General features: G+C 68.2%; 20 protein-coding genes. 8 read left to right on the top strand and 12 right to left on the bottom strand.

Annotated elements, in window-relative coordinates:
• Positions 1-6: 6 nt before the first annotated feature.
• The 7 genes from AC3WQZ_RS26100 to AC3WQZ_RS26070 form a co-directional block, all read right to left on the bottom strand.
• On the bottom strand, positions 7-2,481 hold the full coding sequence (locus AC3WQZ_RS26100) for a type VI secretion system Vgr family protein (RefSeq protein ID WP_492301506.1): 2,475 nt from the start codon (positions 2,479-2,481) through the stop codon (positions 7-9).
• A gap of 453 nt (positions 2,482-2,934) precedes the next feature.
• Complete coding sequence (locus AC3WQZ_RS26095) at positions 2,935-3,960, bottom strand: porin (RefSeq protein ID WP_010813380.1); 1,026 nt, start codon at positions 3,958-3,960, stop codon at positions 2,935-2,937.
• 52 nt (positions 3,961-4,012) lie between these two features.
• The gene (locus AC3WQZ_RS26090) at positions 4,013-5,020 is read right to left on the bottom strand and encodes a Bug family tripartite tricarboxylate transporter substrate binding protein (RefSeq protein WP_011616843.1); all 1,008 of its coding nucleotides are present in this window, start codon (positions 5,018-5,020) and stop codon (positions 4,013-4,015) included.
• Between the two features lie 105 nt (positions 5,021-5,125).
• A complete protein-coding gene (locus AC3WQZ_RS26085) occupies positions 5,126-6,271 on the bottom strand; it encodes an acyl-CoA dehydrogenase family protein (protein ID WP_492301505.1) in 1,146 nt (381 codons plus the stop codon).
• A 43-nt stretch (positions 6,272-6,314) separates the two neighbouring features.
• On the bottom strand, positions 6,315-7,538 hold the full coding sequence (locus tag AC3WQZ_RS26080) for an acyl-CoA dehydrogenase family protein (RefSeq protein ID WP_439672550.1): 1,224 nt from the start codon (positions 7,536-7,538) through the stop codon (positions 6,315-6,317).
• Positions 7,539-7,552: 14 nt separating this feature from the next.
• Complete coding sequence (locus AC3WQZ_RS26075) at positions 7,553-8,242, bottom strand: enoyl-CoA hydratase/isomerase family protein (protein ID WP_492301504.1); 690 nt, start codon at positions 8,240-8,242, stop codon at positions 7,553-7,555.
• Positions 8,239-9,462: a CaiB/BaiF CoA transferase family protein gene (locus tag AC3WQZ_RS26070; RefSeq protein ID WP_011616839.1), complete on the bottom strand. Its 1,224-nt coding sequence runs from the start codon at positions 9,460-9,462 to the stop codon at positions 8,239-8,241. Before AC3WQZ_RS26070 ends, AC3WQZ_RS26075 begins: the two co-directional genes overlap by 4 nt.
• Before the next feature lie 200 nt (positions 9,463-9,662).
• Here AC3WQZ_RS26070 and AC3WQZ_RS26065 point away from each other — a divergent pair, with 200 nt between their 5' ends.
• From AC3WQZ_RS26065 to AC3WQZ_RS26055, 3 genes are all read left to right on the top strand, one after another.
• Positions 9,663-10,595 carry a LysR family transcriptional regulator gene (locus tag AC3WQZ_RS26065; RefSeq protein WP_010813374.1) on the top strand — a complete coding sequence of 311 codons (933 nt, stop codon included), beginning with the start codon at positions 9,663-9,665 and terminating at the stop codon, positions 10,593-10,595.
• 222 nt (positions 10,596-10,817) lie between these two features.
• The gene (locus AC3WQZ_RS26060; protein ID WP_492301502.1) at positions 10,818-12,071 is read left to right on the top strand and encodes an alkyl sulfatase dimerization domain-containing protein; all 1,254 of its coding nucleotides are present in this window, start codon (positions 10,818-10,820) and stop codon (positions 12,069-12,071) included.
• Between the two features lie 9 nt (positions 12,072-12,080).
• A complete protein-coding gene (locus tag AC3WQZ_RS26055; protein WP_492301501.1) occupies positions 12,081-13,103 on the top strand; it encodes a Bug family tripartite tricarboxylate transporter substrate binding protein in 1,023 nt (340 codons plus the stop codon).
• A 58-nt stretch (positions 13,104-13,161) separates the two neighbouring features.
• Here AC3WQZ_RS26055 and AC3WQZ_RS26050 read toward each other — a convergent pair whose 3' ends face one another.
• Positions 13,162-13,995: a universal stress protein gene (locus tag AC3WQZ_RS26050; protein ID WP_010813371.1), complete on the bottom strand. Its 834-nt coding sequence runs from the start codon at positions 13,993-13,995 to the stop codon at positions 13,162-13,164.
• Between the two features lie 291 nt (positions 13,996-14,286).
• On the opposite strand from AC3WQZ_RS26050, the gene AC3WQZ_RS26045 reads away from it, so the two are divergent.
• A complete protein-coding gene (locus AC3WQZ_RS26045) occupies positions 14,287-16,296 on the top strand; it encodes an alkaline phosphatase D family protein (RefSeq protein WP_011616836.1) in 2,010 nt (669 codons plus the stop codon).
• A gap of 29 nt (positions 16,297-16,325) precedes the next feature.
• On the opposite strand, the gene AC3WQZ_RS26040 is transcribed toward AC3WQZ_RS26045, so the two are convergent.
• Both AC3WQZ_RS26040 and AC3WQZ_RS26035 read right to left on the bottom strand, forming a co-directional pair.
• The gene (locus tag AC3WQZ_RS26040; RefSeq protein WP_011616835.1) at positions 16,326-17,255 is read right to left on the bottom strand and encodes a 2-hydroxyacid dehydrogenase; all 930 of its coding nucleotides are present in this window, start codon (positions 17,253-17,255) and stop codon (positions 16,326-16,328) included.
• 2 nt (positions 17,256-17,257) lie between these two features.
• Positions 17,258-18,028, bottom strand: a complete 771-nt coding sequence (locus AC3WQZ_RS26035; RefSeq protein ID WP_492301499.1) for a class II aldolase/adducin family protein — start codon at positions 18,026-18,028, stop codon at positions 17,258-17,260.
• Positions 18,029-18,137: 109 nt separating this feature from the next.
• On the opposite strand from AC3WQZ_RS26035, the gene AC3WQZ_RS26030 reads away from it, so the two are divergent.
• Both AC3WQZ_RS26030 and AC3WQZ_RS26025 read left to right on the top strand, forming a co-directional pair.
• Positions 18,138-18,842, top strand: coding sequence for a Crp/Fnr family transcriptional regulator (locus tag AC3WQZ_RS26030; RefSeq protein ID WP_492301498.1), 705 nt, complete (start codon positions 18,138-18,140; stop codon positions 18,840-18,842).
• Between the two features lie 157 nt (positions 18,843-18,999).
• Positions 19,000-19,395: a hypothetical protein gene (locus AC3WQZ_RS26025; RefSeq protein WP_010813366.1), complete on the top strand. Its 396-nt coding sequence runs from the start codon at positions 19,000-19,002 to the stop codon at positions 19,393-19,395.
• Between the two features lie 75 nt (positions 19,396-19,470).
• On the opposite strand, the gene AC3WQZ_RS26020 is transcribed toward AC3WQZ_RS26025, so the two are convergent.
• Complete coding sequence (locus tag AC3WQZ_RS26020; RefSeq protein WP_439669802.1) at positions 19,471-20,367, bottom strand: LysR substrate-binding domain-containing protein; 897 nt, start codon at positions 20,365-20,367, stop codon at positions 19,471-19,473.
• 112 nt (positions 20,368-20,479) lie between these two features.
• Between AC3WQZ_RS26020 and phnA the strand changes: the two genes are divergently transcribed.
• The gene (gene phnA / locus AC3WQZ_RS26015; RefSeq protein ID WP_439669801.1) at positions 20,480-21,700 is read left to right on the top strand and encodes a phosphonoacetate hydrolase; all 1,221 of its coding nucleotides are present in this window, start codon (positions 20,480-20,482) and stop codon (positions 21,698-21,700) included.
• Positions 21,701-21,788: 88 nt separating this feature from the next.
• Entirely contained in the window at positions 21,789-23,468 is a 1,680-nt protein-coding gene (locus tag AC3WQZ_RS26010) for a Na/Pi cotransporter family protein (RefSeq protein WP_439669800.1), read from the top strand.
• 202 nt (positions 23,469-23,670) lie between these two features.
• Here AC3WQZ_RS26010 and AC3WQZ_RS26005 read toward each other — a convergent pair.
• Positions 23,671-24,087: AMP-binding enzyme (locus tag AC3WQZ_RS26005; RefSeq protein ID WP_492301497.1), on the bottom strand; the 417-nt coding region annotated here is incomplete at its 5' end.

Raw genomic sequence — 24,087 nt, 5'->3', positions numbered from 1 at the left:
TCGTCCTCAATGCAGAGGCACGGCACCGGCGCCGGATGCCGCCGCTCCCGCCGCCAGGTGCGAGCAGATCTTGGTGGTGGGCATCGTATAGGGAGCATTCTTTGGCCCGGTGAGCGACTTGCTGGCCGAGAACACAATCCACTTGCCCGTCGAAATGTTCTCGATGCCCTCCGGCGTGATGCGCAACTCGTTGCCTTCGACATTGACCCGAACGCCTTTCTTGCCGCTGATCTCCACCCAGTCAGTTGTGGACAGCAGGCGCAGCACCTTCTGTGCGATCACATCGACGTCATCCGACTGGGCCTGCACCTCCACCTTGCCCTTGGCCGAATACAGCTTGATCCCGTCGCGCTGGACGAAGAGCGAGAAACGGTCGCTGATCGTGGCGTACATGCCACCGCCGCAGGAGAATGAGAGGTGCTGGCCGCTGGTCAGCGCAATGTGTTCGCCGCTGTAAAGGTGCGTGGATCCCGGCGCGGTGGTGGCGATGCCCGCCCGGCTGGCAACGGTGATGTGCGGCTCGGTGAATTCCCCCAGCTTGCCGCCGCCCTTGACCGCATCGGCCTGGCTGCGCAAAGTCTTGGCAACCTCCTGCTGCTGCCCGGTCTGGGCCTGGGCATTGACCGCGCTCTGGGCGAGCGAATCCGCCAGGGTCAGGGCTTCCATGAACACATGGATGACATCCTCCACGTTCATGGCGTTGCCCTCGGCCCGTTCGCGCGGGTAGGTGGTTAGCAGCATGCCCAACGCCGCGCGTAGCGCGGCATGTCCATCGGTGCGCGCCTCCAGCCCCTCACCACGCTTGTCGCGGCGTCCCTGCACGTCAGGAATGCCGGTGATGTACCCCATGCTGATCTGCGACTGCAGGTGGTCCGATGCGAGCTGCGCCTGGATTTTTCCCTTGGTGTCGTCCAGCACCAGGTGGTTACTACGACCACCATCGTGCTCGCGGCTGCGAATGCCGGTGAGAGCGAGCTGGTCCGGCAGCTGCCATGGCGGCATGTTGAGGCTGTTCGGCACCGCCCCCATCACAATGGGCTTGTCCGGATCGCCGCCGTCCAGGAACATCACCAGAACTTCGCTGCCGATACGCGGGATGCTGATCTGGCCGTACTGTGAGCCCGCCCACGGCGTGGCCACGCGCACCCAGCAGGACATCTTGTTGAAGCGGTCCCACGGAAACTGGACGCGGACGCGCCCATACTGATCCGGCCACACGACATGGCTGTCTTCCGGCCCGACCACGGTCGCGCTTTGCGGCCCAGCGACCACCGGCCACGGGATGCTCAGCGCCGGACGGAAGACCTCATGGGTGGGGTGGCACTCGAACTCGACGCGGCAATGCCAGCGCTGGCCCTCGCCGGAGGCCTCGGCCACGTCTTCCAGCCTGAGGTTGGCGCCAAGCACCACGTACTCGCGGTTGGCCGCCTGCTGGGGGTGTCCCTTCACATTCATGGTGCAGCCTGGCACCACCGCGCGCAGGTTGCCGGTGCCAAAGCAGCGCAGGCCACGCGAACGGATTTCCTCCATGCGGATGCGGGCGATCATGTCGCCTTCGTCCCACGGGCGGTTGTCCGTGGCCGGCTGGGCATGCTCGCTGGGGAAGTCGTACACCTCCTGGTGCAGCGCGCCAGTGTTCAGGCCCGTGTCCCGCGGGTCCGAACTGCTGGCGCTCAGGTTGCCGCGCGGCTGGGTGAAGCTGTAGGCATTGGTCGTGTACTTGCCTGCGACCACGGCATCGACAACCGAGAACGCATCGAGGTGTTCCTGGTCGACCCTGACGCCAGGCGGATGGATTTCCAGCACCTGGTACGCCTCGCTCGGCATGCTGAAATAGCCACCGACGTGATCGACCAGAACCAGGCGGTGCTTGCCGTCAGAATGTTCGAAGAACCACGATATGCCCCAGTGCTGCATGAGGCGGGCGATGAAGGTGTAGTCGCTCTCTTCGCACTGGGTGCGGTAGACCCGCCTGGGGTATTTCGCCACGTCGAGCCTGCGCTCAACCGGAAAGGAGTATGCAGACAGGACCTCTTCGATGATCTCGATGTCGGTGCGGTTCTCGAAGACGCGGCTGTCCCGGTTCTGGGAGGCGATCCACAGCCAGGGACGCAGGGTCAGTCCGTAGACAAAGTGCCGCCCTTCGGCGCGCAGGTAGCGGGCGCGGTCCACTATGCCGCTGATCTCACGCGTGCCGGCACCCACGCCGCCTGCCATCCCGGTGCCCATGCCATCCAGTTCGATGCGAACGGTCAGCTCGCGCCCGTTCATCTCGCGCAAGTCGAAGTTGCCTTCCGGGCCGTGGAAGTTGTAGGCCTTGTCCGGCGTCTTCAGTTCGATGTCGTATTCGAACAGGCCGCAGACGCCTTCCTTGCCATCCAGGCGTACGAAGGTAAAGGGGGACTGTCCGAAGAGTTCCGGCAACGCCGGACCAGACACGGTGACGGTGCGGGAGGAAAGGAACGGCGGTCGGTTATCCAAGTGCAGCACTCCGTAGCGTTGAACTTTCTCTTGCCGCAGAAGCACCAGTGTTCCGGTGCTTTGCTTCTCGCGTCATTTGCATGACCGTCAAGAAGATGCGTTCGTCGCGTACGGTAGCCGTTATGCGTTGAGGAAGGAAGGTGGATTATTCAGATATCGCCATTGTTTTCGATTGAATGAGAATTCCAATAGAAATTAAGGGATGTCCTATATCAATCTCGTATCGCCATGATCTATAGGGTCGTTCCGTGCGATTTCGTTCGCCTTGTGAAGCGCGAAGAGTAAGCACAAAGGAAAATGACCCGACACGAGCGACAGCCCGGGATGCGTTCTAGAGATTGGCGCCTTCCCCCACTTTGCGGGGAGCGCCACGGGACAGGTGGCAGCCCGCCCCGGGTCTCCGTAGCCTCAGCCGCTTGGCCTCAGCGCCGCATGAACGGGCAGCAGTCCGTTTCAGAACCGATGCCGCAACCCCACGCTCACCGACTTCGCATCATCCCCGCTACCCGGATCGATCACGATGCTGTTGTTGCTCACGCTGCCGCCAGGGCTGTTATGCACCAGCACCGCCCGCACATAGGCGGTGGTGCGCTTGCTCAGGTCATGGTCCCACCCCAGCGTCACCGCCAGCGGCCGCTGGCCGCCGCCCAGGATCTGGCGCTTGAGTGCGGCGGCCTTGAAGGTGTCGCGCTGCGTCACGTTCCAGCTGAAGGTCACGCCGTAGTGGCGTGCCGAGCGGGTCTCGGGCCGGTCGCTGCTGGCGGCGCTGTACAGCAGGCCGATTTCCACCGGCTTGAAGCGATAGGAGCCGCCGACGAAATGGTTGGAAGTCAGCGTCGGTTCCACCGGCACGTTGGCGCCCGAATACATCCCCTGGTAGGAGTAGAACGCGTAGACGTTGCCGGCCTCGTAGGTCGCATTCATGCCGAAGTTCAGCCCTGAGCGCGCCGACCCCGGCACCTCGCCCGGCGCCACCGCTGCGCCGAAGGAAAAGCCGCCCCACTTGGGCGAGAAATACTGCACGGCGTTGTCGAAGCGGGCGCCGTAGGCCACGTGCCCGGTGCCCTGCGATGCAGTCGCGCTCAGCAGGTTGAACGGCGACACCGCGCCATTGAGCAGGAACGGATCCAGCCGCAGCAGCGCATAGAACGACGGCGTGTACTGCCGCCCCAGCCGGAACTCGCCCCAGTTGCCCGACAGGCCCAGATAGGCCTGCCGCCCGAACAGCCGGTTGTTGCCGAAGAACTCGGTGCCGTTGTCGATATTGAAGCCCGACTCGACCAGGAAGTTGGCCTTGAGCCCGCCGCCCAGGTCCTCGATGCCGCGGATGCCCCAGCGCGACGCGGCCTGCTGGCCTTCGCGCATGCGCACCACGCTTTCCGAGCCCCTGGCGTATTCGATCGATGCATCGACCACCCCGAACAACTGCATCGTGCCCGCCACGGCATTGCCCGCGGCCAGCGCCGCACCCATCACCATCCACTGTCTTACCTTCACGCTGCCTGTCTCCCGTTGTTGTTGTGGTCCAGCCTTACTTCGCCTGCAGCCCCGCCACCTTCACCACCTCGCCCCACGCGGCCAGGTCGGCGCTGACCAGCTTGCCCAGGTCGGCCGGGCTCGACGGCGCGGCCGGCTGCAGGTTCATGGCGGTGAATTTCTCGCGGTCGCCCGGTGTCTGCAGAATGCGATTCACCTCGGCGTTGAGCCGGTTGACGATCGGCGCGGGCAGGCCCCTGGGGCCGAAGATCGCGACCCAGCTGGCTTGCTGGAAGGGCACGCCCTGCTGCGACATGGTCGGCACGTCCGGAGCCGTCAGCAGGCGCTCCGGTCCGGAGATCGCAATGCCCCGTATGCGGCCGGACTTCAGGTGCGGGACCGACGAGATGGCGTCGGTGATGCCGACGGTGACGTGGCCCGCGGCCAGGTCGTTGCTGCACTGGGTGGCGGTCTTGTAGGGGATATGGCGCAGGTGGATGCCGGTCTTGGCCTTCAGGTATTCCATGGCCAGGTGGCCGCCCGAGCCCACGCCCCAAGAGCAGTACGCCAGTTCCGTCTTGCTGGACCTGGCGTAGGCAATCAGCTCCTGCAGGCTGTGCACCGGCACATTGGCGCTGACCGCGAGCAGGTTGCCGCCGGGCTGGCTGGGGCGTGCGATGGGGGTGAAGTCCTTGATCGGGTCATAGGGCAGCGACGGCGTGGTCCACGGGTTCACCGTCATGGTCGCGGCATAGGTGAACAGCAACGTGTAGCCGTCGGGCGCGGCGCGCGCCACGGTCTCGTTGGCGATGATGCCGTTGGCGCCGGGGCGGTTGTCGACCACCACCGGCTGCCTGAGCGCGGCGGTCAGGCGCTCGGCCACCAGCCGTGCCGTCTGGTCGGTGACGGTGCCCGCGCCCGAGGGCAGCACCATGCGGATGGGCTTGCTGGGGTACGGGGCCTCGGCGTGCGCGCTGGCGGCGCCCGCCAGGGCCAGCGCCGCGGCCAGGGCTGCTGTGCGCGTGGCACAAGCCCTGCGGGCGCCAGTGTGCTGGCTGCTCATATTGCTGTCTCCGTTGCGGCGCATTGGCCGCGCATGCCGGTGCGTTGCCGGCGTGTCATGGGTGGGCGCACCGGGCAGCGGCCCGGGCGCCCTGGCTGAACCGGCTCAGGCTTGCGCCTGCGCCGCGTGATCGAGTGCCGCCAGCCGTTCGTAGTGCCAGTCGGCATCGCCGAACAGGTTGGCGTGGGCTGCCAGGCGCTTGTAGCAGTGGCCGATTTCCATCTCGTCGGTCATGCCCACCGCACCGTGCAGCTGCACCACGTCTTCGCCGAGCGCGCGCCCGGCATCCGAGACAAAGGCCTTGGCATGGGATACCGCGCGCATGCGCGCCACCGCATCGCCATGCAGGGCGTTGGCCGCCAGCTCGGTGATGGCGCGTGCCTGCTCGACGCTGACATAGAGGTCCACCAGCCGGTGCCGGATCACCTGGTTGGCCGTCAGCGCGCGGCCGAACTGCTCGCGCGTCACCAGGTAGTCGCGGGTCAGGTCGAACGCGCGCGACATGGTGCCCACGGCTTCGGCGCAGGCCATCACCGTGGCCTGGTCGATGGCGGCTTCCACCAGCGGCCAGGCGCCGTCCACCGGGCCGATGCGCGCGCTGTCCGGCACGGTCGCGCGGCGCAGCGTCACGCTGGCGGTCTGGCGGCCGTCGTAGGTCGGCAGCGCATCGACGCTGATGCCGCGCATGTCGGCCGGCACCGCGAACAGTGTCAGGCCGTCGCGGTCGCGGCGCTGGCCGCCGCTACGCGCCAGCACCAGCAGCACCGCGGCGCTGCCGCCGCCCAGCACCAGGGTCTTGCGGCCGTCCAGCGTCCATTGCCCCGGCTCATGCTGTTGCGCGGTGGTGCTGATATCGAAGGCGTCATAGCGTCCCTGCGTTTCCCATGCGGCCAGCGCCAGCATCGCGCCACCCTCGGCCATCGACGCCGCGATCGCGGCGTGGGCGGGATCGCCGCAGGCGGCCAGCAGCGGCGCGCACAGCGCGGCATTGGCCAGCCAGGGCTCGGCAGGCTGGGCGCGGCCCAGTTCCTCGGCCAGCAGGGCCTGGTCCGCGGCATCGCCCAGGCCGCCGCAGGCTTCGGGCAGCCCCACGGCCAGCCAGCCCATTTCGGCAAACGCCTGCCAGTGCTTGCGCGAGAAGCCATCGGGCTCGGCCAGCGCCGCGCGGCGCTGCTCGAAGCCGTAGCCGCGTTCGACATAGCGCCGCACGCTTTCCTGCAGCATGCGGCGATCGTCCGTTGGATCGCTCATGTGTTCAGTTCCTTGTCCTGGGTTGCGGGCACGATTGGAGCCACTACAGGCCCAGCACCTGCTTGGCCAGCAGTTCGTGCTGGATCTCGCTGGAGCCGCCGGCAATGGAGTAGCCGCGGGTGACGAAGCGGCGCGCCGATGCCGCCGCGGCGTACGCCGACTGTCCCGCTTGCGGCACGGCGGGCTCGAAGTGCGCGGCGCGGTCATAGGCCAGCGTGTCCGGCCCCAGCGCATCGACCGCCAGGTTCTCGATGTCCTGGATCAGCCGGCTGCCCAGCAGCTTGAGCATGCCGGTCTCCGGCCCCAGCGTTTCGCCGGCGCGCGCCCGCTTGCGAAAGCGCAGCACGGTTGCAGCCAGCGCTTCGAGCCGCACCTCCAGCGCGCGCATCCGGCGTGCAAACCACGGGCGCTGCGACAGCGGCTGGCCGCCCTCCTCCAGCTCGTTGCCGATGGCGCGCACCTTGGCCAGGCGGCGGCGGTTCTCCGCCACGCGCGCCAGGTTCAGCCGCTCATGCTCGAGCAGGGACTTGGCGATGGTCCAGCCGGCGTTCTCCTCGCCGACGAGGTTCTGCACCGGCACTTCCACCTCGTCGAAGAACACCTGGTTGAACAGGTGCCAGCCATGGATGCCCACCAGCGGCCGCACGCTGACGCCGGGGCTGCGCATGTCGATCAGCAGGAAGCTGATGCCCCGCTGCGCGCGCGCCTCGGTATCGGTGCGCACCAGGCAGAAGATCCAGTCCGCGTACTGCGCGTAGGAGGTCCAGATCTTGCTGCCGCTGACCACGTAGACCTCGGTGCCGTCGGGCCGCGTCTTGCGCACCGCACGCGTCTTCAGCGAAGCCAGGTCGGAGCCGGAGTTCGGTTCGGAATAGCCCTGGCACCACCAGTGCTCCTGGTTCAGGATGCGCGGCAGGAAGTACTGCTGCTGCGCCGGCGTGCCGTAGCGGATCAGGATCGGGCCGATCATCTCGAAGGTGATGCCGCCGCTCTCGGGCGCGTGCGCCAGCACCAGTTCTTCCTGGAATGCGGCGCGGCGCTCGGCGCTCCAGTTGCAGCCCTGCCATTCAGCCGGCCAGTGCGGCGCCAGCCAGCCGCGTTCGGCCAGCCGGCGCTGCCAGTCGACCAGCTCTGGCTTGCTGAGTTCCAGTCCGAGGCGGACTTTCTCGCGCACGGCATGGGGCAGCGACCGGGCGACGAACTCGCGCACCTCGCGGCGGAAGTCCTGCAGCGACGCGTCGTCGTCGGTGGTGATGGAATCTGTCATGGAAATATCGGTCCTCAGGAATTCTTGTCGCGCGCAGCAGATGCCATGCGCCTCGTCGCGGCGCGCATGCCGCCCTTGATCGCAGCCACGCCACCAGCCGGAAAACCCCCGATGGTGGCGGCCAGGCCGCGCGCGCGGTCCAGCACCTCGGCGTCTTCGACCAGTTCGGTGGCAATGCCCAGGCGCAGCAGCTCCGGCGCGGGCACGCGGTCGCCAAGCAGGCACAGGCGCGCGGCCACGGCCTCGGAATGGCGCAGCGCCAGCCAGTCGGCATTGCGCGGCGCGGCCATGCCCAGGCGGATCTCGCCGATCTGCAGGAAGGCCCCGGCGCCGCACACCAGCAGGTCGCCGGCCAGCGCCAGCGCCGCGCCGCCGTTGATGGCATGGCGCTCCAGCGCCACGATCCATGCCTTGCGGCTTTGCAGCAGGCCCAGGTGGACGCGCTCCCAGAGCGGCGCAAACGCGGCCAGCCCGCCGCGCTCCGCCTGCAGTGCCTGCAGGTCCAGGCCGGAACAGAAGGCGCCGTCGGCGCCGCGCAGCAGCACGGCGCGCACGCTGTCGTCGGCGGCCAGGGTCTCGATGGCGTCGCCCAGCGCGCGTGCCAGCGACATGTCGACGGCATTGCGGCGGGCCGGGCGGTTCAGCACCACCTCGGCCCAGCCGGCATGGCGCTGCAGCAGTACAGGGGATTGGGGGGTGTTCATGCGGGCTCCTGCCGGGCTTGTTCCACGCCGATCGCGCCGGCGCGGGCCATGGTGTGAATCTCCGCGGCGCTGAAGCCGAGCTCGGCCAGCACCTCGGTCGTATGCTGGCCGAGGCGCGGCACCGCGGGCATCGCGCCTGCCGGCATGCTGGCCATGGTGAAGGGCAGTCCCGGCAGCTCCAGCTGGCCGCCCTCGCCGTCGTCAACGGCTTGCAGCACCCCACTGGCGCGCACGTCGGGGCTCGCGTTGACCTGGTGGTAGTCGCGCACCACGCCCACCACCACCTGGTGGCGCTCCAGCAGCGTGCGCGCGGCGTCGCCGCTGAGGTGGCGCATGGCGTCGTGCAGGATGGCCAGCAGCGCCGGGCGGTTCTGCACGCGCAGCGCGTTGCAGGCAAAGCGCGGATCGTGCGCCAGCGCCGGCTGGCCGATGGCCTCGCACAGGCGCGTCCAGTGCTCGTCGAGATAGGCCGACAGCACGATATGCCCGTCCGCCACCGCGATCACATCCGCGGCCGGCGCGGCCTTGGGCTGGCTGTTGCCGCTGCGCACCGGCAGCGCGCCGGAGCACTGGTACTCGGCCCACAGCTGGGCCTGCATCTGCACGCCGACCGACAGCAGCGAGGTCTCGATGGTCTCGCCGGCGCCGGTGCGCTCGCGCCGGAACAGCGCCGCCAGGATGGCGTTGCCGGTCGCCAGCGCGGTGGCCGCGTCGATCAGCGCAAAACCGGCCTTCAGCGGCTGCCCGCCGGCCTCGCCGGTGACGGACATCATGCCGCTCTCGGCCTGCGCGGCAATATCCAGCCCGGGGCGCGTGCGCGACGGCCCACGCGTGCCGAAGCCGCTGATGGAGGCATGGATCAGGTCGGGACGCGCCGCGCGCAGCGTGGCGGCGTCCAGCCCCAGCGCTTCCATCACGCCGGCGCGGGTGTTGTGCAGCACCACGTCGCTGGCCAGCGCCAGCCGCCGTGCGGCGTCCAGCCCGCCGGGCGTGCGCAGGTCCAGCGCTATGCCGCGCTTGCCGCGGTTGTAGGCCAGGTACATCGGGCTCTGCGGGCTGGTGCCGTCAAAGCGCCGCGCGCTGTCGCCGCGCAAGGCCTCCACCTTGACCACGTCGGCGCCCAGGTCGGCCAGCATCATGGCCGCGCCCGGCGCCGCGATGAACTGCCCGAACTCCGCCACGCGTATGCCTGCCAGCGGCAGGTCTTGCCGGTTCGTCATGCGATGCCACTCCTCGAAGATGCCGGCGCGGCCGGCGGTTTGCGACGATGTGGAGCGATCATGCGTTGGCACGGCGCATCACGGCAGATGCTAAAACTGCCTCGGTGCAAACCAATGGTTAGCACCCTGGGGTTATCCCGAACCCGCCGGAATGCCGCTATGCTGTGCGCCCAGTGCGTCGTTTGAGTGGAGCCAAATCCATGCGTCTGAGCCAAGTCCAGGACTTCATCGCCGTGGCCGAGCACGGCAGCATCCGCGCCGGGGCCCGTGCGCGCGACGTGTCGGCACCGGCACTGACCAAGAGCATCCGCCAGCTGGAAGAGGAGCTGCATGTGCCGCTGCTGACCCGCACCACCCGCGGCGTGGTGCTGTCGCGCTACGGCGATGCCTTCCTGCGGCGCGCGCGGCTGATCGCCACCGAGGCCCGCAAGGCCAGCGAGGAAATGGCGCAGATGCTGGGCGCGCGCAACGGCGTGGTGCGCGTCGGCACCACCCGCGGCCCGGCGCATGTGCTGCTGCCCGCGGTGGTCAAGCGCTTTCGCGTCCAGCACCCCGACGTGCTGGTGTGCATCGACAGCTGGGGCTACCCGACCCACCTGGACGAACTGCGCTCGGGCGTGATGGACATGGCAGTCAGCCCGGTCCCGGATGAGGGCATCGAGCGCGAATTCACCTGCGAGCCGCTCTACAACAACGACTCGGTCGTGATGGCGCACCGCGAGCATCCGCTGCGCAACGCCCGCAGCCTGCGCGAACTGATCGGCTCGGACTGGATCCTGACCGGCCAGCGCATGCACGGCCCGGGCGCCGCCATCCTCGATGCCTTCCGTGAACGCGATCTGCCATTGCCGCGCGTGGCAGTGCGCTGCGACACCATCGGCATGATCGAGCACCTGATGCAGGACCGCCACCTGCTGTGCATGCTGCCGCGCCAGATGGTGGCAGGCCGGCTGGCCGCCAATGGCCTGGTGCCGTTGCCGATCGAGGACAAGCTGCCCAGCCACACCGTCAGCCTGATCTACCGCGCCGATTCGCCGATGACGCCGGTGGCGGCGCAGTTCGCCACCTTGCTACGGCGTGAAGTCCACTATCTGTCCAACCTGCCTGACAGTCCGCTGCGCCGACTTGACTGAAGGCAGCCGCTACCGCAGCGCGCGCCGGCGGGGAACTCCCTGCACCCGCGCGGTGCTAACCAGCGGTTTACACATGAAATTCCAAAACCTCCGCCGGGCCGCACCGGCGCTTGGTTTGCGGCCGGTTCGCCGCATCCCGGCGGGATTTTCCCCAATCCCCGGGATGCCCCTTCTTGCGTGACAGTTGCGCTGGACGCGACCTGGTTCGCGGAGGAGGCAAGCATGCAGGACATTGAGGACCGGCCGGCCGCACTGGTCACTGGCACAGGAATCGAAAGCGTCGGCGACGGCGTGTGGTTGCTGCACGGGCAAGGGCAGAGCTTTGTCGCAGACGTGGGCGGCGGCCTGCTGGTGGTCGACAGCGGCCCCGGCGGGCGCGTCACGCGCGGCATGATCGAGGCGCTGCGCACGCAGACCTGGCTGCCGGTGCTGGCCATCTGCTACAGCCACGGCCATATGGGCTACAACGCCGGCCTGCAGCAATGGCTGGACCACGCCGCAGCGCGCGGCGAGCCCGCGCCACGCGTGCTGGCCCACGTCAACGTGCTGGCGCGGCAGGCGCGCTACCGCGAGACCCAGCGCATGCAGGAGCGCATGGCAGAGATCCAGTTCCGCCAGCCGGCCGGCGCGCTGGCGGGAAAGCTGGTCCACATCGAACCCACCGAGACCTTCGCCGATGGCCTGACGCTGGGCCGGGGCGAGCGCCGCGCGGAAATCCTGTGGGCGCCGTCCGAGACCGACGACGCCGTGGCGGTCTGGCTGCCGGGCCGGCGCCTGCTGTACGGCGGCCCCGCGGTGATCGATTCGATCCCGAACATCGGCACCCCCTTCCGCACCATGCGCGACACCGTGCGCTGGGCCGATACGCTGGAACGATTGGCCGGGCTGCAGCCGCGCACCGTGGTGCGAGAGTTCGGCGCCACGCTGCAGGGCGAGGACGAGTGCCAGCGCGTGCTGTGCCAGACCGCCAGGGCCCTGCGCTGGCTGCGCGCGGAGGTGGTGCGGCTGATGAACGCCGGCTGCAACGAACGCCAGGTGCTGGCCGCGCTCAAGCCGCCGGCGGACCTGTTCGACCAGCCCTGGATGCGCCCCACCTATGGCGACCCCAGCTACATCGCGCGCGACATCTACCGCTCTGAGAACGGCTGGTGGGACCGCAATGCCACCACGCTGCATCCAGCCGCGCCTCAACAGGCGGCCGCCGAGATCGCCGCGGCCGTGGCCGACCATGGCGCACTGATCCGCCACGCGCAGGCCCTGGCCGCGCGCGGCGACACGCAACTGGCGCTGCACGTGATCGACGTGCTGGCGCTGGCGCCCGATGAAACGCCCACCGTGCGCGAGGCCCGCCAACTCAAGGCCGCCTGGCTGCGCCAGCGCGCCACGCAGATCCGCAGCTATGTGTCGCGCAGCCTGTACGGCGCGGCCGCCGACGCGCTGGAAAGCGACGCGGCGGACAACTTCGGCATGCACTAGGGAGACGCCATGCCCCGAGCAATGAACCCGGCTCCGACAGAACTGCCTGGCAACGCGCGCCGGCGCGACGTGCTGCGCGCGCTTGCCGCACTTGGTCTTGGTGCTGCGGCCGGCCCGCTATGCGCCAGCAATGCCTGGCCCGCCAAGCCCATCCGGCTGGTGGTGCCGGCCCCGCCCGGCGGCGGCACCGACCTGTTCGCGCGCGCGCTGGCCGCATCGCTCGGCAAGGCGCTGGGCCAGACCATCGTGGTCGACAACAAGCCCGGCGCGACCGGCATCATCGGCAACGATACCGTGGCCAAGGCCAGCCCCGACGGCTACACGCTTCTGTTCACCTATGCCGCCACGGTGGTGATCAACCAGACCCTGCAGCCCAGGCTGCCCTATGACGGCCTGCGCGACCTGTTGCCGGTGGCGCAGGTCGGCGCTGGCGGCAATTTCCTGGTGGTGACGCCGGACTTCCCGGCGCGCACGCTCAAGGAGCTCGTCGCCCACGTGCTCAAGCGCCCGGATGCATACGACTACGGCTCATGGGGCATCGGCTCGGGCGGCCACCTGACCATGGAAGCCCTCAAGATGCAGACCGGCATGAAGCTGCGCCACGTGCCGTACAAGGGCGTGGCGCAGATCCTGACCGACATGCAGGGCGGCGTGGTCAAGGTGGCCTTTGTCGATACCTCGTCGTCGCTGCCGCTGATCCGCGCCGGCAAGCTGCGCGCGCTGGCCATCAGCGGCACGCGCCGCGCGCCGGCCACGCCGGACGTGCCGACCATGACTGAACAGGGCTACCGGTTCGATACCGACAGCTGGTATGGCCTGTTCGCGCCGGCCGGCACCAGTGCCGCCATCGTGCAGCGGCTCAATGCGGAAGTGACCCGCCTGCTGGCTGACGCGCCCATGCGCGAGCGCTTCCTGCAGCTGAACATGGGCATGGCGCCCGCCAGGAGTGCCGAGCAGTTCGCGCAGACCGTGCGCGACGACGTGGGCGTGTGGGGCAAGGTGATCCAGGCCAACCACATCACGGTCGACTGAAGACCACCGGGGGGCGCCGCGCTGGAGGGGCTTGCCGCATGAACCCTGGCGCTGCGCTTCAGTGCGAGAACAGCACCGGCACCGTCATCGACTCCAGCACCACCCTGGTCACGCCGCCCAGCACCAGCTCGCGCAGCCGGCCGTGGCCGTAGGCGCCCATCACGATCAGGTCGGCACCAAAGTCCGACGCTCGCGACAGGATCAGCTCACCGATGGCCAGGTCGCCACCGCCCGGGCCGTGCTCCACCTCAACTGCCACACCCTGTCGCTCCAGCACGTGCACGGCATGGCTGACCGGAGTGGCATCGGCACGCGGCTCCCTGGCGGCATGGGCGCCCAGCACCCGCGCGCGTGCCCCGGCCATCAGCGGCAGCGCGTCGTGCAAGGCACGCGCGGCCTCGCGGCTGCCGTTCCAGGCCACCAGCACGCGTGTGCCCACGGTGGCGAAAGCGCCGGAACAGGGCACCACCAGCGCCGGCCGGCCGCTCTCAAGCAGCAGCGCCTCCAACAGCTGCCGCGCCACCGGGCCTTCAGCGTTGTCGGCGTCATACTGGCCGGAGACGATCAGGCCGGCCTCGCGCGCCTCGCGCAGCGCCAGTGGCACCGGATCGCGCTCGACGGTGCGCCAGTCGCAGGCAACCGCCAGCTCGCGCGTGGCGGCCGCGAAGGCACAACGCATGTTCTCGCGCTGCAGCCGGCGCCGCTCCTGGTCTTCGGCCAGGCAGCGCTGGGCATTGTTCATGCGGTAGAACCAGCTGGGGTCTGGCACGCGCCCGGCCAGCAGGCCGATCAGCGGACACTGGCTGGCGGTGGCAAGGCGTGCCGCAACCTGCAAGCGCTGCATGGCCTGCCGGTTGCCGTCGAGATGGACCAGGATGCTGTCGTACGCCATGATGCCCTCGCGTCCGAATCTTTTGCTTCCAGTCTAGGCCGCGTCGCAGGCAATGCATGCCGACTTGCCGATCGCGCCAGCAACGGTGGTGCGCGGTGCGCCAGCGCCGGCACGAACCAGTCGACTTCCTCCTATATCGATGTCGGAACCTCACCGACGGCGAGCGTGCAGGCCAGCCACTAGTATGCATTCAGCAACCAGCACGCCCCCACGAATCCTGGTGCCGCAAGCGGCATCGTGGCCGCGGCTGCGCGCTGCGTGGACCGAGACCGCAAGCACAGGAGGAGCGCCATGGACCGCCGACAGTTTCTCAAGTGGGGAAGTTTCCTGACCGTCACCGTTGCCACCGGCGGGCTGAGCGCCTGCGGCGGCGGCGACGACCCGGAACCCGACACCGGCAATCCGGAAAATTTCAATTTCGTCCATGGCGTCGCCTCGGGCGACCCCAAGCCCGACAGCGTGGTGGTATGGACGCGGCTGGAAGGCAGCAATGGCAAGCGGCCGGTGGTGGTGCGGCTGCAGGTGTCGGCGCAGCCTGACTTCCCACCACCGAGCCTGCTGGTCAATCAACCGCTGATGGCCCTACCGGACTGGGACTACACCATCCGCAACAAGGTCACGGGCCTGAGCCCCGGCACCCGCTACTACTACCGCTTCCTGCTGGGCAACCGCCCCAGCACCGTCGGCCGCACCCGCACCGCGGCAGCGGCCGGCACGCCCTTGTCACAGCTGCGTTTCGCCTTTGTCAGCTGCCAGGACTGGAATGCCAACCACTGGGCCGGCATGGAAGAACTGGCGCAGCAGGACCTGGACTTCATCGTCCATGTCGGCGACTACATCTACGAGGCCGTCCCGGGCGGCTCGCGCGCCGGCAATGTGGAGGATCGCCACGGCGTGCTGCAACTGCCCAATGGCACCGCGCTGCCGGACGGCAGCGTCTACGCCACCACGCTGGACGACTATCGCTACCTGTACCGCAGCTATCGCACCGACGCGCGCCTGCAGGCCCTGCATGCCGCGTTCCCGATGATTGCGATCTGGGACGACCATGAATTCTCGGACAATTGCTGGCAGGACCGGCAGACCTACGACTCCGACGACGACCTGACGCCGCGCACCGCGCGCCGGCGCGCTGCCAACCAGGCGTGGTTCGAGTTCATGCCGGCCGATGTCAGCCTGGACGTCAACAACCCGTCGTTCCAGAACATCCAGATCTATCGCTCGTTCACCTTCGGCAATCTCGCCACCCTGCTGATGACCGACGAGCGCCTGTACCGCGCCGACCACATCATCTCCGAGCAAGCCACCGGCCGCGCAGTCGGCGCCCTGTACTTCGTCCCGGCCGAGACACTGGCTGCGGCCGAAGCGCAGAAGATTGCCGCCGCCGGCGGCACGCTGACACCGGTGTCGATGCTGGGCGATGCGCAGCGCGCGTGGTGGCAGGACCGCGTCGGCGCCGACGCCACCGCGTGGAAGCTGTGGGCCAACCAGTTGTCGCTGTTGCGCATGCAGGTGGATGTGATCCAGGCGGTGGCACGGCTGATCGCCAGGGCGCTGGTGCTGGCCAACAATTCCCTGTCCTCGCTGGAGAGCGCCATTGCCAATGCGCTGGCCGACGACCTGCGCGCGGCCAAGACCGCCGGCACCTATGCCAACCTGGCCTACACGGCGCTGCGCAATGTACTGGCGCAGGTCGGCATCGACAGCGCCACGTTCGATGCCAACATCAAGCCGCTGATCGAAAGCCGGTTGCCGGCCATCGCGCTGCTCGACCGCTTTATCCTCAATGCCGACCAGTGGGATGGCTACAACGCCGAGCGCAAGAACCTGATGGCGTTCCTGAAGAACAACGGCGTGCGCAATGTGGTGGCGCTGAGCGGCGATATCCACGCATTCTTTGCCGGCCAGGTGATGGACGACTACGATGCGGCGACGCCAGCGCCGGTGATGGTGGACCTGGTCACGGCCGGCCTGTCGAGCAACTCCCTGCTCAGTTCATTCCGCTCGATCGTCGACAACGACCAGGCCTTCGCCGCACTGCGTGAACTGGTCTACAGCGACGTGGGCAGCACGGTGGTGAACACCTTCGACACCACCTTGCGCACCTTCAACGCGTGGCTGCGCCATGCCGACTCCAACGCCGAGGGCTACACGCTGGTCACCCTGACGCCCGAGAAGCTGAGCTGCACCTTCCATACGCTCAAGCCGCTCGAGGGCGGCACGGCGCCGGCGCTACCTGCCACGGCGAGCACGCGGCTGCTGGAGGTGGCGGCGGGAACCGCGGATGTAAGCGTGACATAGCCACCCGGACGGACCGGCACGCCGGGCGCTCAGTAGCCCGCTTGCCGGTCCACCTGGTTCAACAGTTCACGCCCGTCGCGCGCGCGCCGCAGGTTCTCGATGCATTGCCGCGCCACCAGTTCGTACGAGGGGTCGGCCGCGATATGCGGCGTGGCCTCGATGCGGGGATGGTTCCAGACCGGATCGTCCGCCGAGGGCGGCTCCTTGGCGAACACATCAAGCGCCGCGCCGGCAAGGTGGCCTTCGTCGATCAGTGCGACCAGGTCTGGCTCGACCACATGCTCGCCACGCCCGACGTTGATCAGGAACGCCCCCTTGGGCAGCCGCGACAGCGTCTGGCGGTTCAGCATGCCCTCGGTGCGCGGCGTCAGCGGCAGCGTGCAGACCAGGATGTCGCTGTGCGCGAGCATGGCATCCAGCCCGTCGTCGCCGGTGAAGTCGGTCACGCCGGGCAGATGCTTGGCGCTGCGGCTCCAGCCGCTGACCGGGTAGCCGATGGCGGCAAACATGCGCGCCACCTCGCTGCCGATCTCGCCCAGCCCCAGCACACCCACGCGGCAGCGCGACACATCGCGCCCCGGGTGGCGCTTCCATTCGCCGCGGCGCTGCTGTTCGGCGTACCGGCCGAGCGCGCGGGTATGGCGCAGCGCCATCGCCAGCACGTAGTGGGCGATGCCGGCCTGCTGGCCGGGATCGACGATGCGCGTGACCGGCATGCCAGGCGGCAGGTCCGGCGCCGCCAGCAGCTTGTCGACGCCCGCGGTGGCAGCGCAGACCAGCCGCAGCTTCGGGTAGGCCGGCAGCACGCCGGGCTTCAGGCCCCAGGCGATGATGGCTTCGACCTGTTCCGCGACGGCGGCCTCGCGGCCGTTCCACACGGTGATGTCCGGCGCGGCTTCGCGCAGCGCGGCAGTGATGGGAACCGCCATGAACGACGGCAGGTGAACGAGGATGGCCATGGTCAGTTGCGGTAGTCAGGGTTGATGCGGTCGAGGCGGCGCAGCAGGCCCGGCCAGGCCAGGTTGGAGCCCTTGCCCTTGGTGGCCTGGCGCGCCTGCTGGCCCATGTTGGCGCTGGCGGCTTCGGGCACCATGGTCAGCGGCGTGCCGCCGCTTTGCGCCAGGATCTGGATGCGGCAGGCGGACTCGAGCGTGTACATGGTCAGGAAAGCATCGGATACCGTGCGCCCGCACGTCAGCAGGCCATGGTTGCGCAGGATCATCTGCTTGCAGCGGCCCAGGTCTGCCACCAGCCGCGCCTTTTCGTCCTCGCGCAGCGCCACGCCTTCATAGTCGTGGTACGCCAGCCCGGTCAGCGCGAACATCGACTGCTGCGAAATCGGCAGCAGGCCCGCCTGCTGCGCCGAGACGGCGACGCCGTGCGAGGTATGCGTGTGCATCACGCAGCCGACTTCGGGGCGCGCCTCGTGCACGGCGCTGTGGATGATGAAGCCGGCCGGGTTGACGTCATACGGCGTTTCCAGCACGGGCTGCCCTTCGTGGTCGACCTTGACCAGGCTCGATGCCGTGATCTCGTCGAACATCATCCCGTACGGGTTGATCAGGAACTGGTCCGGCGCATCGGGCACGCGTGCCGAGATATGGGTGAAGATCAGGTCGTCCCAGCCGAAGTGGGCGACCAGGCGGTACGCGGCCGCCAGGTCCACGCGCATCTGCCATTCGGCGTCGGAGACGCGGTCCCTGATTGAATCGACGAGATGGATTTGCGCCATATGCGTACCTCCCGGGGGCATGTGAGTCATTGAATCGATGCATTGTCCGGGCGCACCGCGCCAAAGTCTGTTAAGTATTGGACAATCTCGGCTCCAGCAGGAGAGCGATGTGAAGGCTGATGTGAAGAGTGGATCGAGAGCGGTGGAGCCGGCGCACACGCTGCCGCGCAGCGTGCTGGCCAGCGGCTGGCTGCGCAATGCGCCGCCGGGCGTGCTCGATGCCGTGGCGAACGCCGCACGCCGCCTGCGCTTTGGCGACGGCGAGATGATCTTCGCGCGCGGCGATCCGCCCACCTACTTCTGCATGGTGCTGTCGGGCCGGGTGCGCATGAGCCGGGTCAGCACGGGCGGGCGCGAGTCAGTGTACTCGGTGATCGGGCGTGGCCGCTGGTTCGGCGAGATCTCGCTGCTGGACGGCAAGCCGCGCACGCACGACGCCTTCGCCGTAGGCAATACGGAACTGATGGTGCTGAGCCAGCGCGACTTCCACCGCATCCTGGCCGCGCATCCGGAAGGCATGCAGCTGATCGTGCAGCAGATCTGCGCGCGCCTGCGCGTAGCGTTCGACCACGCGCAAAGCGCGGCGCAGGCGCCCATCGACGCGCGCATGGCGGCGCGCCTGCTGGAACTGGCCGACCGCACCGACCATGTCGTGCGCATCAGCGCTGAGGACCTTGGCGACATGGTCAACCGCTCGCGCCAGACCGTGGCCAAGTACCTGCAGGCGTGGGAAGACGCGGGCCTGATCCGCCGCGAGTACCGCCAGATCGAACTGCTGGACCCCGCGGCGCTCAAGCGATTGGCCCGGCGTTGACGGCCGCGCAAGATTTGCAGGCCGCGCGCGCAATTAACCTGCCCTGGCCGCAATGGCAAGGCTGGTTAACGACCGTTGCAAAATCAAACAGAATGTCAGGTGCTGCGGCGCTACAGTGACTGTTCCCTTGCCTGTAGGCGTTCTAGGAGGTACACGAATGAAGCAACATCTGGCGAAATCCCTGGTCGTGGCTGGCGCGATGATCGCGTCCTACCCGCTGTTTGCGCAGCAGGCTCAGCCCCTGCAGCCGAGCCAGCCGATGCCAATGACGCAGCCGATGCAGCCGATGCAATCCAGTCAGCCGGTGCAGTCCGCCCAGCCCGTGCAAGCCATGCCGTCGGCAGCGCCGTCGGCCCAGGTGGCACCCGCAGCGGGCGGCAGCTATGCCCAGGCTCCCATACAGGCGGCCCAGCCGGGCATGGCGCCGGCAGCCGCCGACCCGACCATGGCTGGCAGCCCCGCCTCGGCCGTGGACCCCGCCAGCATGAGCCTGGCCCCCGATGCGCTCGGCTCGCGCCTGGGCCAGCGCAGCGCGTTCCTCGACGGGGCCTGAGCTCCCGTCTCAGCGCAGGCCCGCATCGCGCGGGCCGCGCGCCACACTCGCCCCGCTTCCCCGGCTCGCGCCGCTTCAGGTCGCTGCGGCCGTCTGCCCCTGCTGCTGCAGCCACTCCAGGAACGCGCGCAGATGCAGCGGCTTGTCGGCATCGCGCGGCACCAGCGCATGATAGGTATTGCCCGGTGCGCGGATGGCGGCAAACGGCGTCGCAATGCGCCCGCCCGCGCGGTCCGTTTCCAGCGTCGGAAAGGTGCCGATGGCAAAGCCAAGGCTGTCCACCACCGCCTGCAGCGTGACAAAGAAATGGTCGAAGCGCAGCGTTCGCACCGGCAGCAGCGAGGCATGTCCCGCCTGCTGCAGCCACGATTCCCAGCTTCCCGGCCGGGTCTCCGTATAGAGGAAGACGCCCTCCACCAGGTCCTCTACACCTTGCAACGGCACCTGCTCCAGCATCGCCGGACTGGCGATCACCGTCTGGTACTCCGAAAAGATCGGCACTGACTCGAACTGTTCGCCACGTTCGAGGGTGCGCCGTATCGCCACGTCAAAGGTGCCATTGAATCCTGCCTCGTTGCTGAAGGCGGTCGACACACGCACGTCGACCTCGGGCTGCCGGTGCCGGAAGTCATCCAGCCGCGGAATCAGCCAGCGCATGGCAAAGGTTGCCGGGGCATTGACGCGCACCACCTTGCGCGTGGCGATGCGGCCATAGCGCTCGGAAGCGGCGCTGATCTGGTCGAACGCCGTGCTGATCTCGCGCGCGAACGCCTGCGCGTGGACAGTCGGCACCATGCGCTGGCCCTGGCGGATAAACAGCGGCTGCCCCAGCCATTGCTCCAGGATCTCGATCTGCCGGCTGACCGCGCCATGGGTCAGGTGCAGCTCGCGCGCGGCCGCCGAATAGCTGCCGGCGCGGGCGGCAACCTCGAAGATGCGCAGGGCGTTGAGCGGGGGCAGCTTGTGCGGCATTGTGAGATTTCCTGACAGAATCTGGAAAATAAACTCGATTGTGAGAGTTTATCGCCTAACTTAGCATGGGTCTCAGGCAAATCCCCTTCACAATCCTTCCGCAAGAGACGCCATGAGCACCCAGATCCAGGTCAACGGCCACCACTACCAGCTTCCCGCCCGGCCCACCGTCATCGTCTGCATCGATGGCTGCGAGCAGGAATACATCAACCTTGCCGTGCAGGCGGGCGCCACCCCGTTCTTCGCCAGCCTGGCCAAACGCGGCACCGTCCTGACCGGCGATTGCGTGGTGCCGTCGTTCACCAACCCCAACAACCTGTCGATCGTGACCGGCGTGCCGCCGTCGGTGCACGGCATCTGCGGCAACTTCTTCTACGACACCGAAGCCGGCGCCGAAGTGCTGATGAACGACGCCCGCTACCTGCGCGCGCCCACCGTGCTGGCTGCGGCAGCGCAGGCCGGCGCATCGGTGGCAGTGGTCACCGCCAAGGACAAGCTGCGCGCGCTGCTGGGCCACAGCCTCAAGGGCATCTGCTTCTCGGCGGAGAAGGCCGACCAGGCCACCATCGAAGACAACGGCATCGACGACGTGCTGCGCAAGGTCGGCATGCCGCTGCCCTCGGTCTACAGCGCCGACCTGTCCGAGTTCGTGTTCGCCGCCGGCGTGGCCTTGCTGGAAACCGTCCGCCCCGACCTGATGTACCTGTCCACCACGGACTACATCCAGCACAAGCATGCCCCGGGAACGCCGCAGGCCAATGCCTTCTACGCCATGATCGACAGCTACCTGCAGCGCCTGGACGCGCTCGGTGCGGTCATCGGCGTCACCGCCGACCACGGCATGAATGCCAAGACCGATTCGCTGGGCAAGGCCAACATCCTGTTCCTGCAGCAGGTGCTGGACGAGCGTTTCGGCGCGGACGCCACGCGCGTGCTGCTGCCGATCACCGATCCCTACGTCGCCCACCATGGCGCACTGGGCTCCTACGCGACCGTGTACCTGCCTGCCGGCACCAATCAACAGGCCGTGCATGAAGCCATCGCCGCACTGCCCGGGATCGAACTGGTGCTGGACAAGCGCGCCGCCAGCGAGCGCTTCGAACTGCCGCCCGACCGCATCGGCGACCTGGTGGTGGTCAGCGAACGCCTGACCGTGCTCGGCACCACGCCGGCGCGCCATGACCTGAGCGGCCTGGATGCCCCGCTGCGCTCGCATGGCGGCCTGTCCGAGCAAAAGGTGCCGCTGCTGTTCAACCGCAAGGTCACTGCGCCCGCAGGCCAGCGGCTGCGCAACTTCGACATCCTGCGGCTGGCGCTGAACCACGCGGACTAAGTCCGGTGCGTGCCGGCCTGGCCGGCACGCTTCCTCAACAAGCAGATAAAGGTGGCCGCGAAGACAGCCACCACCAGGGGGCGGCGCCATGCAAATCCTGCTTTCCCTGATGTCCGGGGTCGCACTACTGATCTGGGGCGCGCATGTGACGCGCCACGGCATGCTGGAGCTGTTGGGGCCGCGCTTGCGGCTGGTGCTGGCCGCGGGCACGGCCAGTCCCGCGCGTGGCTTCGTGGCCGGGCTTGGCGTGACCGCGCTGATCCAGAGCAGCAGCGCCACGGCGCTGATGACCAGCGCCTTCGTTGCAGGGGGCCTGGTGTCGTTGCCGGCGGCACTGCCGATCGTGCTCGGTGCCGACGTCGGCACCAGCCTGATGGCGCGTCTGCTGACGGTCGATATCTCCTGGCTCTCGCCACTGCTGCTGGTGATCGGCATCGCACTGCGCCTGTCCGGCAAGGCCAGCCTGCGCGGACAGGCCGGCGAAGTCATCGTGGGACTGGGGTTGATCACGCTGGCCTTGCAGCTGATCCGCCTCTACGCCGCGCCGCTGCTGCACGCCGAGATCGTGCGCGCCATCTTCACCTCGCTTGGTAACGACGCACTGCTGGCCCTGGTGATCGGCGCCTTCGTGACCTTGCTGGCCTACTCCAGCCTGGCCGCGGTATTGCTCACCGCAACGCTGGCCATGGGCGGCGTCATCGGACCTGCCACCGCCTTGCCGCTGGTGCTTGGCGCCAATCTGGGCAGTGGCCTGATTGCCTGCCTGGCCAATTCCGGCACTTCGCCTGCCGCGCGACGGGTATCGCTCGCGAACCTGATCTTCCGGTTCGCGGGGATACTGGCATTCCTGCCGCTGCTGGACGCCATCCCCTGGCTGCTGGCGCGCCTGGGCAGCAGTGCCGGCACCATGGCCATCGACTTCCACATGGCCTTCAACCTGACCCTGGCCGCAACGCTGATCTGGTTTGTCAACCCGGTGGCGGCCCTCTGCACCCGATGGCTGCCTGATGCGCACGACGACGCAGCGCCCGGCGGCGCGCGCTACCTGAGCCAGAGCGACCTGCGGCACCCGTCCGTCGCGCTGGGCAATGCCACGCGCGAGGTCGTGCGCATCGGCGACGTGATCGAGGAAATGCTCGATGGCATGAAGCTCTCGATCGTGGGCAACGACCGCGCCGCTAACGCCCGCTGCCGCGCGCTGGACGACCGCATCGACGACCTCTATTCGTCCGTCAAGATGTACCTGACCGACGTCGACGCCGGCAGCCTCGACGGTGAGGATGCGGAACGCTGGGATGCGATCATGCTGGTCAATATCAACCTGGAGTACGCGGGCGATATCGTCGAACGGATCCTGGTCGACCTGGACCAGCGCAAGCTCACCCGCAACTACTGCTTCTCGGCCGAGGGCAGCGCCGAACTGCTGGAACTATGCGACATGCTGGTGGCCAACCTGCGTACCAGGATGTCGCTCTTTGTTGCCAACGACCGCGCAGCTTCGGCATTGCTTCTCGAATGCGCCGGCGACTTCCAGGCGCGCGCCGAGCGCTTCACCGCCCGCCACATTGCCCGCGTCGCGCAGCGCCGCACCGCGAGCGTGGAAACCAGCGCATTGCACCTGGACACCCTGCGCGAGCTGTCCCAGATGAACGCGCTGCTGTGCGCCGCGCCGGCAGGCATGCCTGGCGCCCTGCGCGAAGATCCTTCGTTCCTGGCTGCCGGCAACCACGGCACGCCGCACGCAAGTCCCAGGCCAAGCTCGACATGACCCATGTCGCCTACAAGGGCGGCGGCCCGGCCATGCTGGCCGCGATGAGCGGCGAGGTCACCCTGACGATCGAGACCATTGCGGAATGATCCCGCGCGTCAAGTCTGGAAAGCTCAAGGGGCTGCGGTCACCTTGGGCCAGCGCTCGGCGGCACTGCACAATTGTCGACCTTGTCTGAATCGGGCATAGTCGCGCCGCATCTTCAGCGTGCCTGGCCAAGCTGCTCCAGGATGGCCGGATTCTCCAGCGTCGAGGTGTCCTGCGTGATTTCCTCGCCCTTGGCCAGCGACCGCAGCAGGCGCCGCATGATCTTGCCCGAGCGCGTCTTGGGCAGGTTGTCGCCAAAGCGGATGTCCTTGGGCTTGGCGATCGGGCCGATCTCCTTGCCGACCCAGTTGCGCAGCTCCGTCGCGATCTTGACGGCCTCTTCGCCAGTCGGACGCGAACGCTTGAGCACGACGAAGGCGCAGATGGCCTCGCCGGTCATGTCGTCGGGGCGGCCCACCACGGCGGCTTCAGCCACCAGCGGGTTGGACACCAGAGCGGACTCGATCTCCATCGTCCCCATGCGGTGGCCCGACACGTTCAGCACGTCGTCGATGCGGCCCATGATGGTGAA

This window comes from Cupriavidus sp. FW305-26 (assembly GCF_058787975.1).
Note: the sequence above shows the minus strand (reverse complement) of the source record. Positions and strands in the feature narration are given on the sequence as shown.

Bases quoted from the DNA above. Each gene is read 5' to 3' on its own strand.
- AC3WQZ_RS26095 (WP_010813380.1), bottom strand. From the start codon at position 3,960: ATGGTGATGGGTGCGGCGCTGGCCGCGGGCAATGCCGTGGCGGGCACG.
- AC3WQZ_RS26090 (WP_011616843.1), bottom strand. From the start codon at position 5,020: ATGAGCAGCCAGCACACTGGCGCCCGCAGGGCTTGTGCCACGCGCACA.
- AC3WQZ_RS26085 (WP_492301505.1), bottom strand. From the start codon at position 6,271: ATGAGCGATCCAACGGACGATCGCCGCATGCTGCAGGAAAGCGTGCGG.
- AC3WQZ_RS26080 (WP_439672550.1), bottom strand. From the start codon at position 7,538: ATGACAGATTCCATCACCACCGACGACGACGCGTCGCTGCAGGACTTC.
- AC3WQZ_RS26075 (WP_492301504.1), bottom strand. From the start codon at position 8,242: ATGAACACCCCCCAATCCCCTGTACTGCTGCAGCGCCATGCCGGCTGG.
- AC3WQZ_RS26070 (WP_011616839.1), bottom strand. From the start codon at position 9,462: ATGACGAACCGGCAAGACCTGCCGCTGGCAGGCATACGCGTGGCGGAG.
- AC3WQZ_RS26065 (WP_010813374.1), top strand. From the start codon at position 9,663: ATGCGTCTGAGCCAAGTCCAGGACTTCATCGCCGTGGCCGAGCACGGC.
- AC3WQZ_RS26060 (WP_492301502.1), top strand. From the start codon at position 10,818: ATGCAGGACATTGAGGACCGGCCGGCCGCACTGGTCACTGGCACAGGA.
- AC3WQZ_RS26055 (WP_492301501.1), top strand. From the start codon at position 12,081: ATGCCCCGAGCAATGAACCCGGCTCCGACAGAACTGCCTGGCAACGCG.
- AC3WQZ_RS26050 (WP_010813371.1), bottom strand. From the start codon at position 13,995: ATGGCGTACGACAGCATCCTGGTCCATCTCGACGGCAACCGGCAGGCC.
- AC3WQZ_RS26045 (WP_011616836.1), top strand. From the start codon at position 14,287: ATGGACCGCCGACAGTTTCTCAAGTGGGGAAGTTTCCTGACCGTCACC.
- AC3WQZ_RS26040 (WP_011616835.1), bottom strand. From the start codon at position 17,255: ATGGCCATCCTCGTTCACCTGCCGTCGTTCATGGCGGTTCCCATCACT.
- AC3WQZ_RS26035 (WP_492301499.1), bottom strand. From the start codon at position 18,028: ATGGCGCAAATCCATCTCGTCGATTCAATCAGGGACCGCGTCTCCGAC.
- AC3WQZ_RS26025 (WP_010813366.1), top strand. From the start codon at position 19,000: ATGAAGCAACATCTGGCGAAATCCCTGGTCGTGGCTGGCGCGATGATC.
- AC3WQZ_RS26020 (WP_439669802.1), bottom strand. From the start codon at position 20,367: ATGCCGCACAAGCTGCCCCCGCTCAACGCCCTGCGCATCTTCGAGGTT.
- phnA (WP_439669801.1), top strand. From the start codon at position 20,480: ATGAGCACCCAGATCCAGGTCAACGGCCACCACTACCAGCTTCCCGCC.
- AC3WQZ_RS26010 (WP_439669800.1), top strand. From the start codon at position 21,789: ATGCAAATCCTGCTTTCCCTGATGTCCGGGGTCGCACTACTGATCTGG.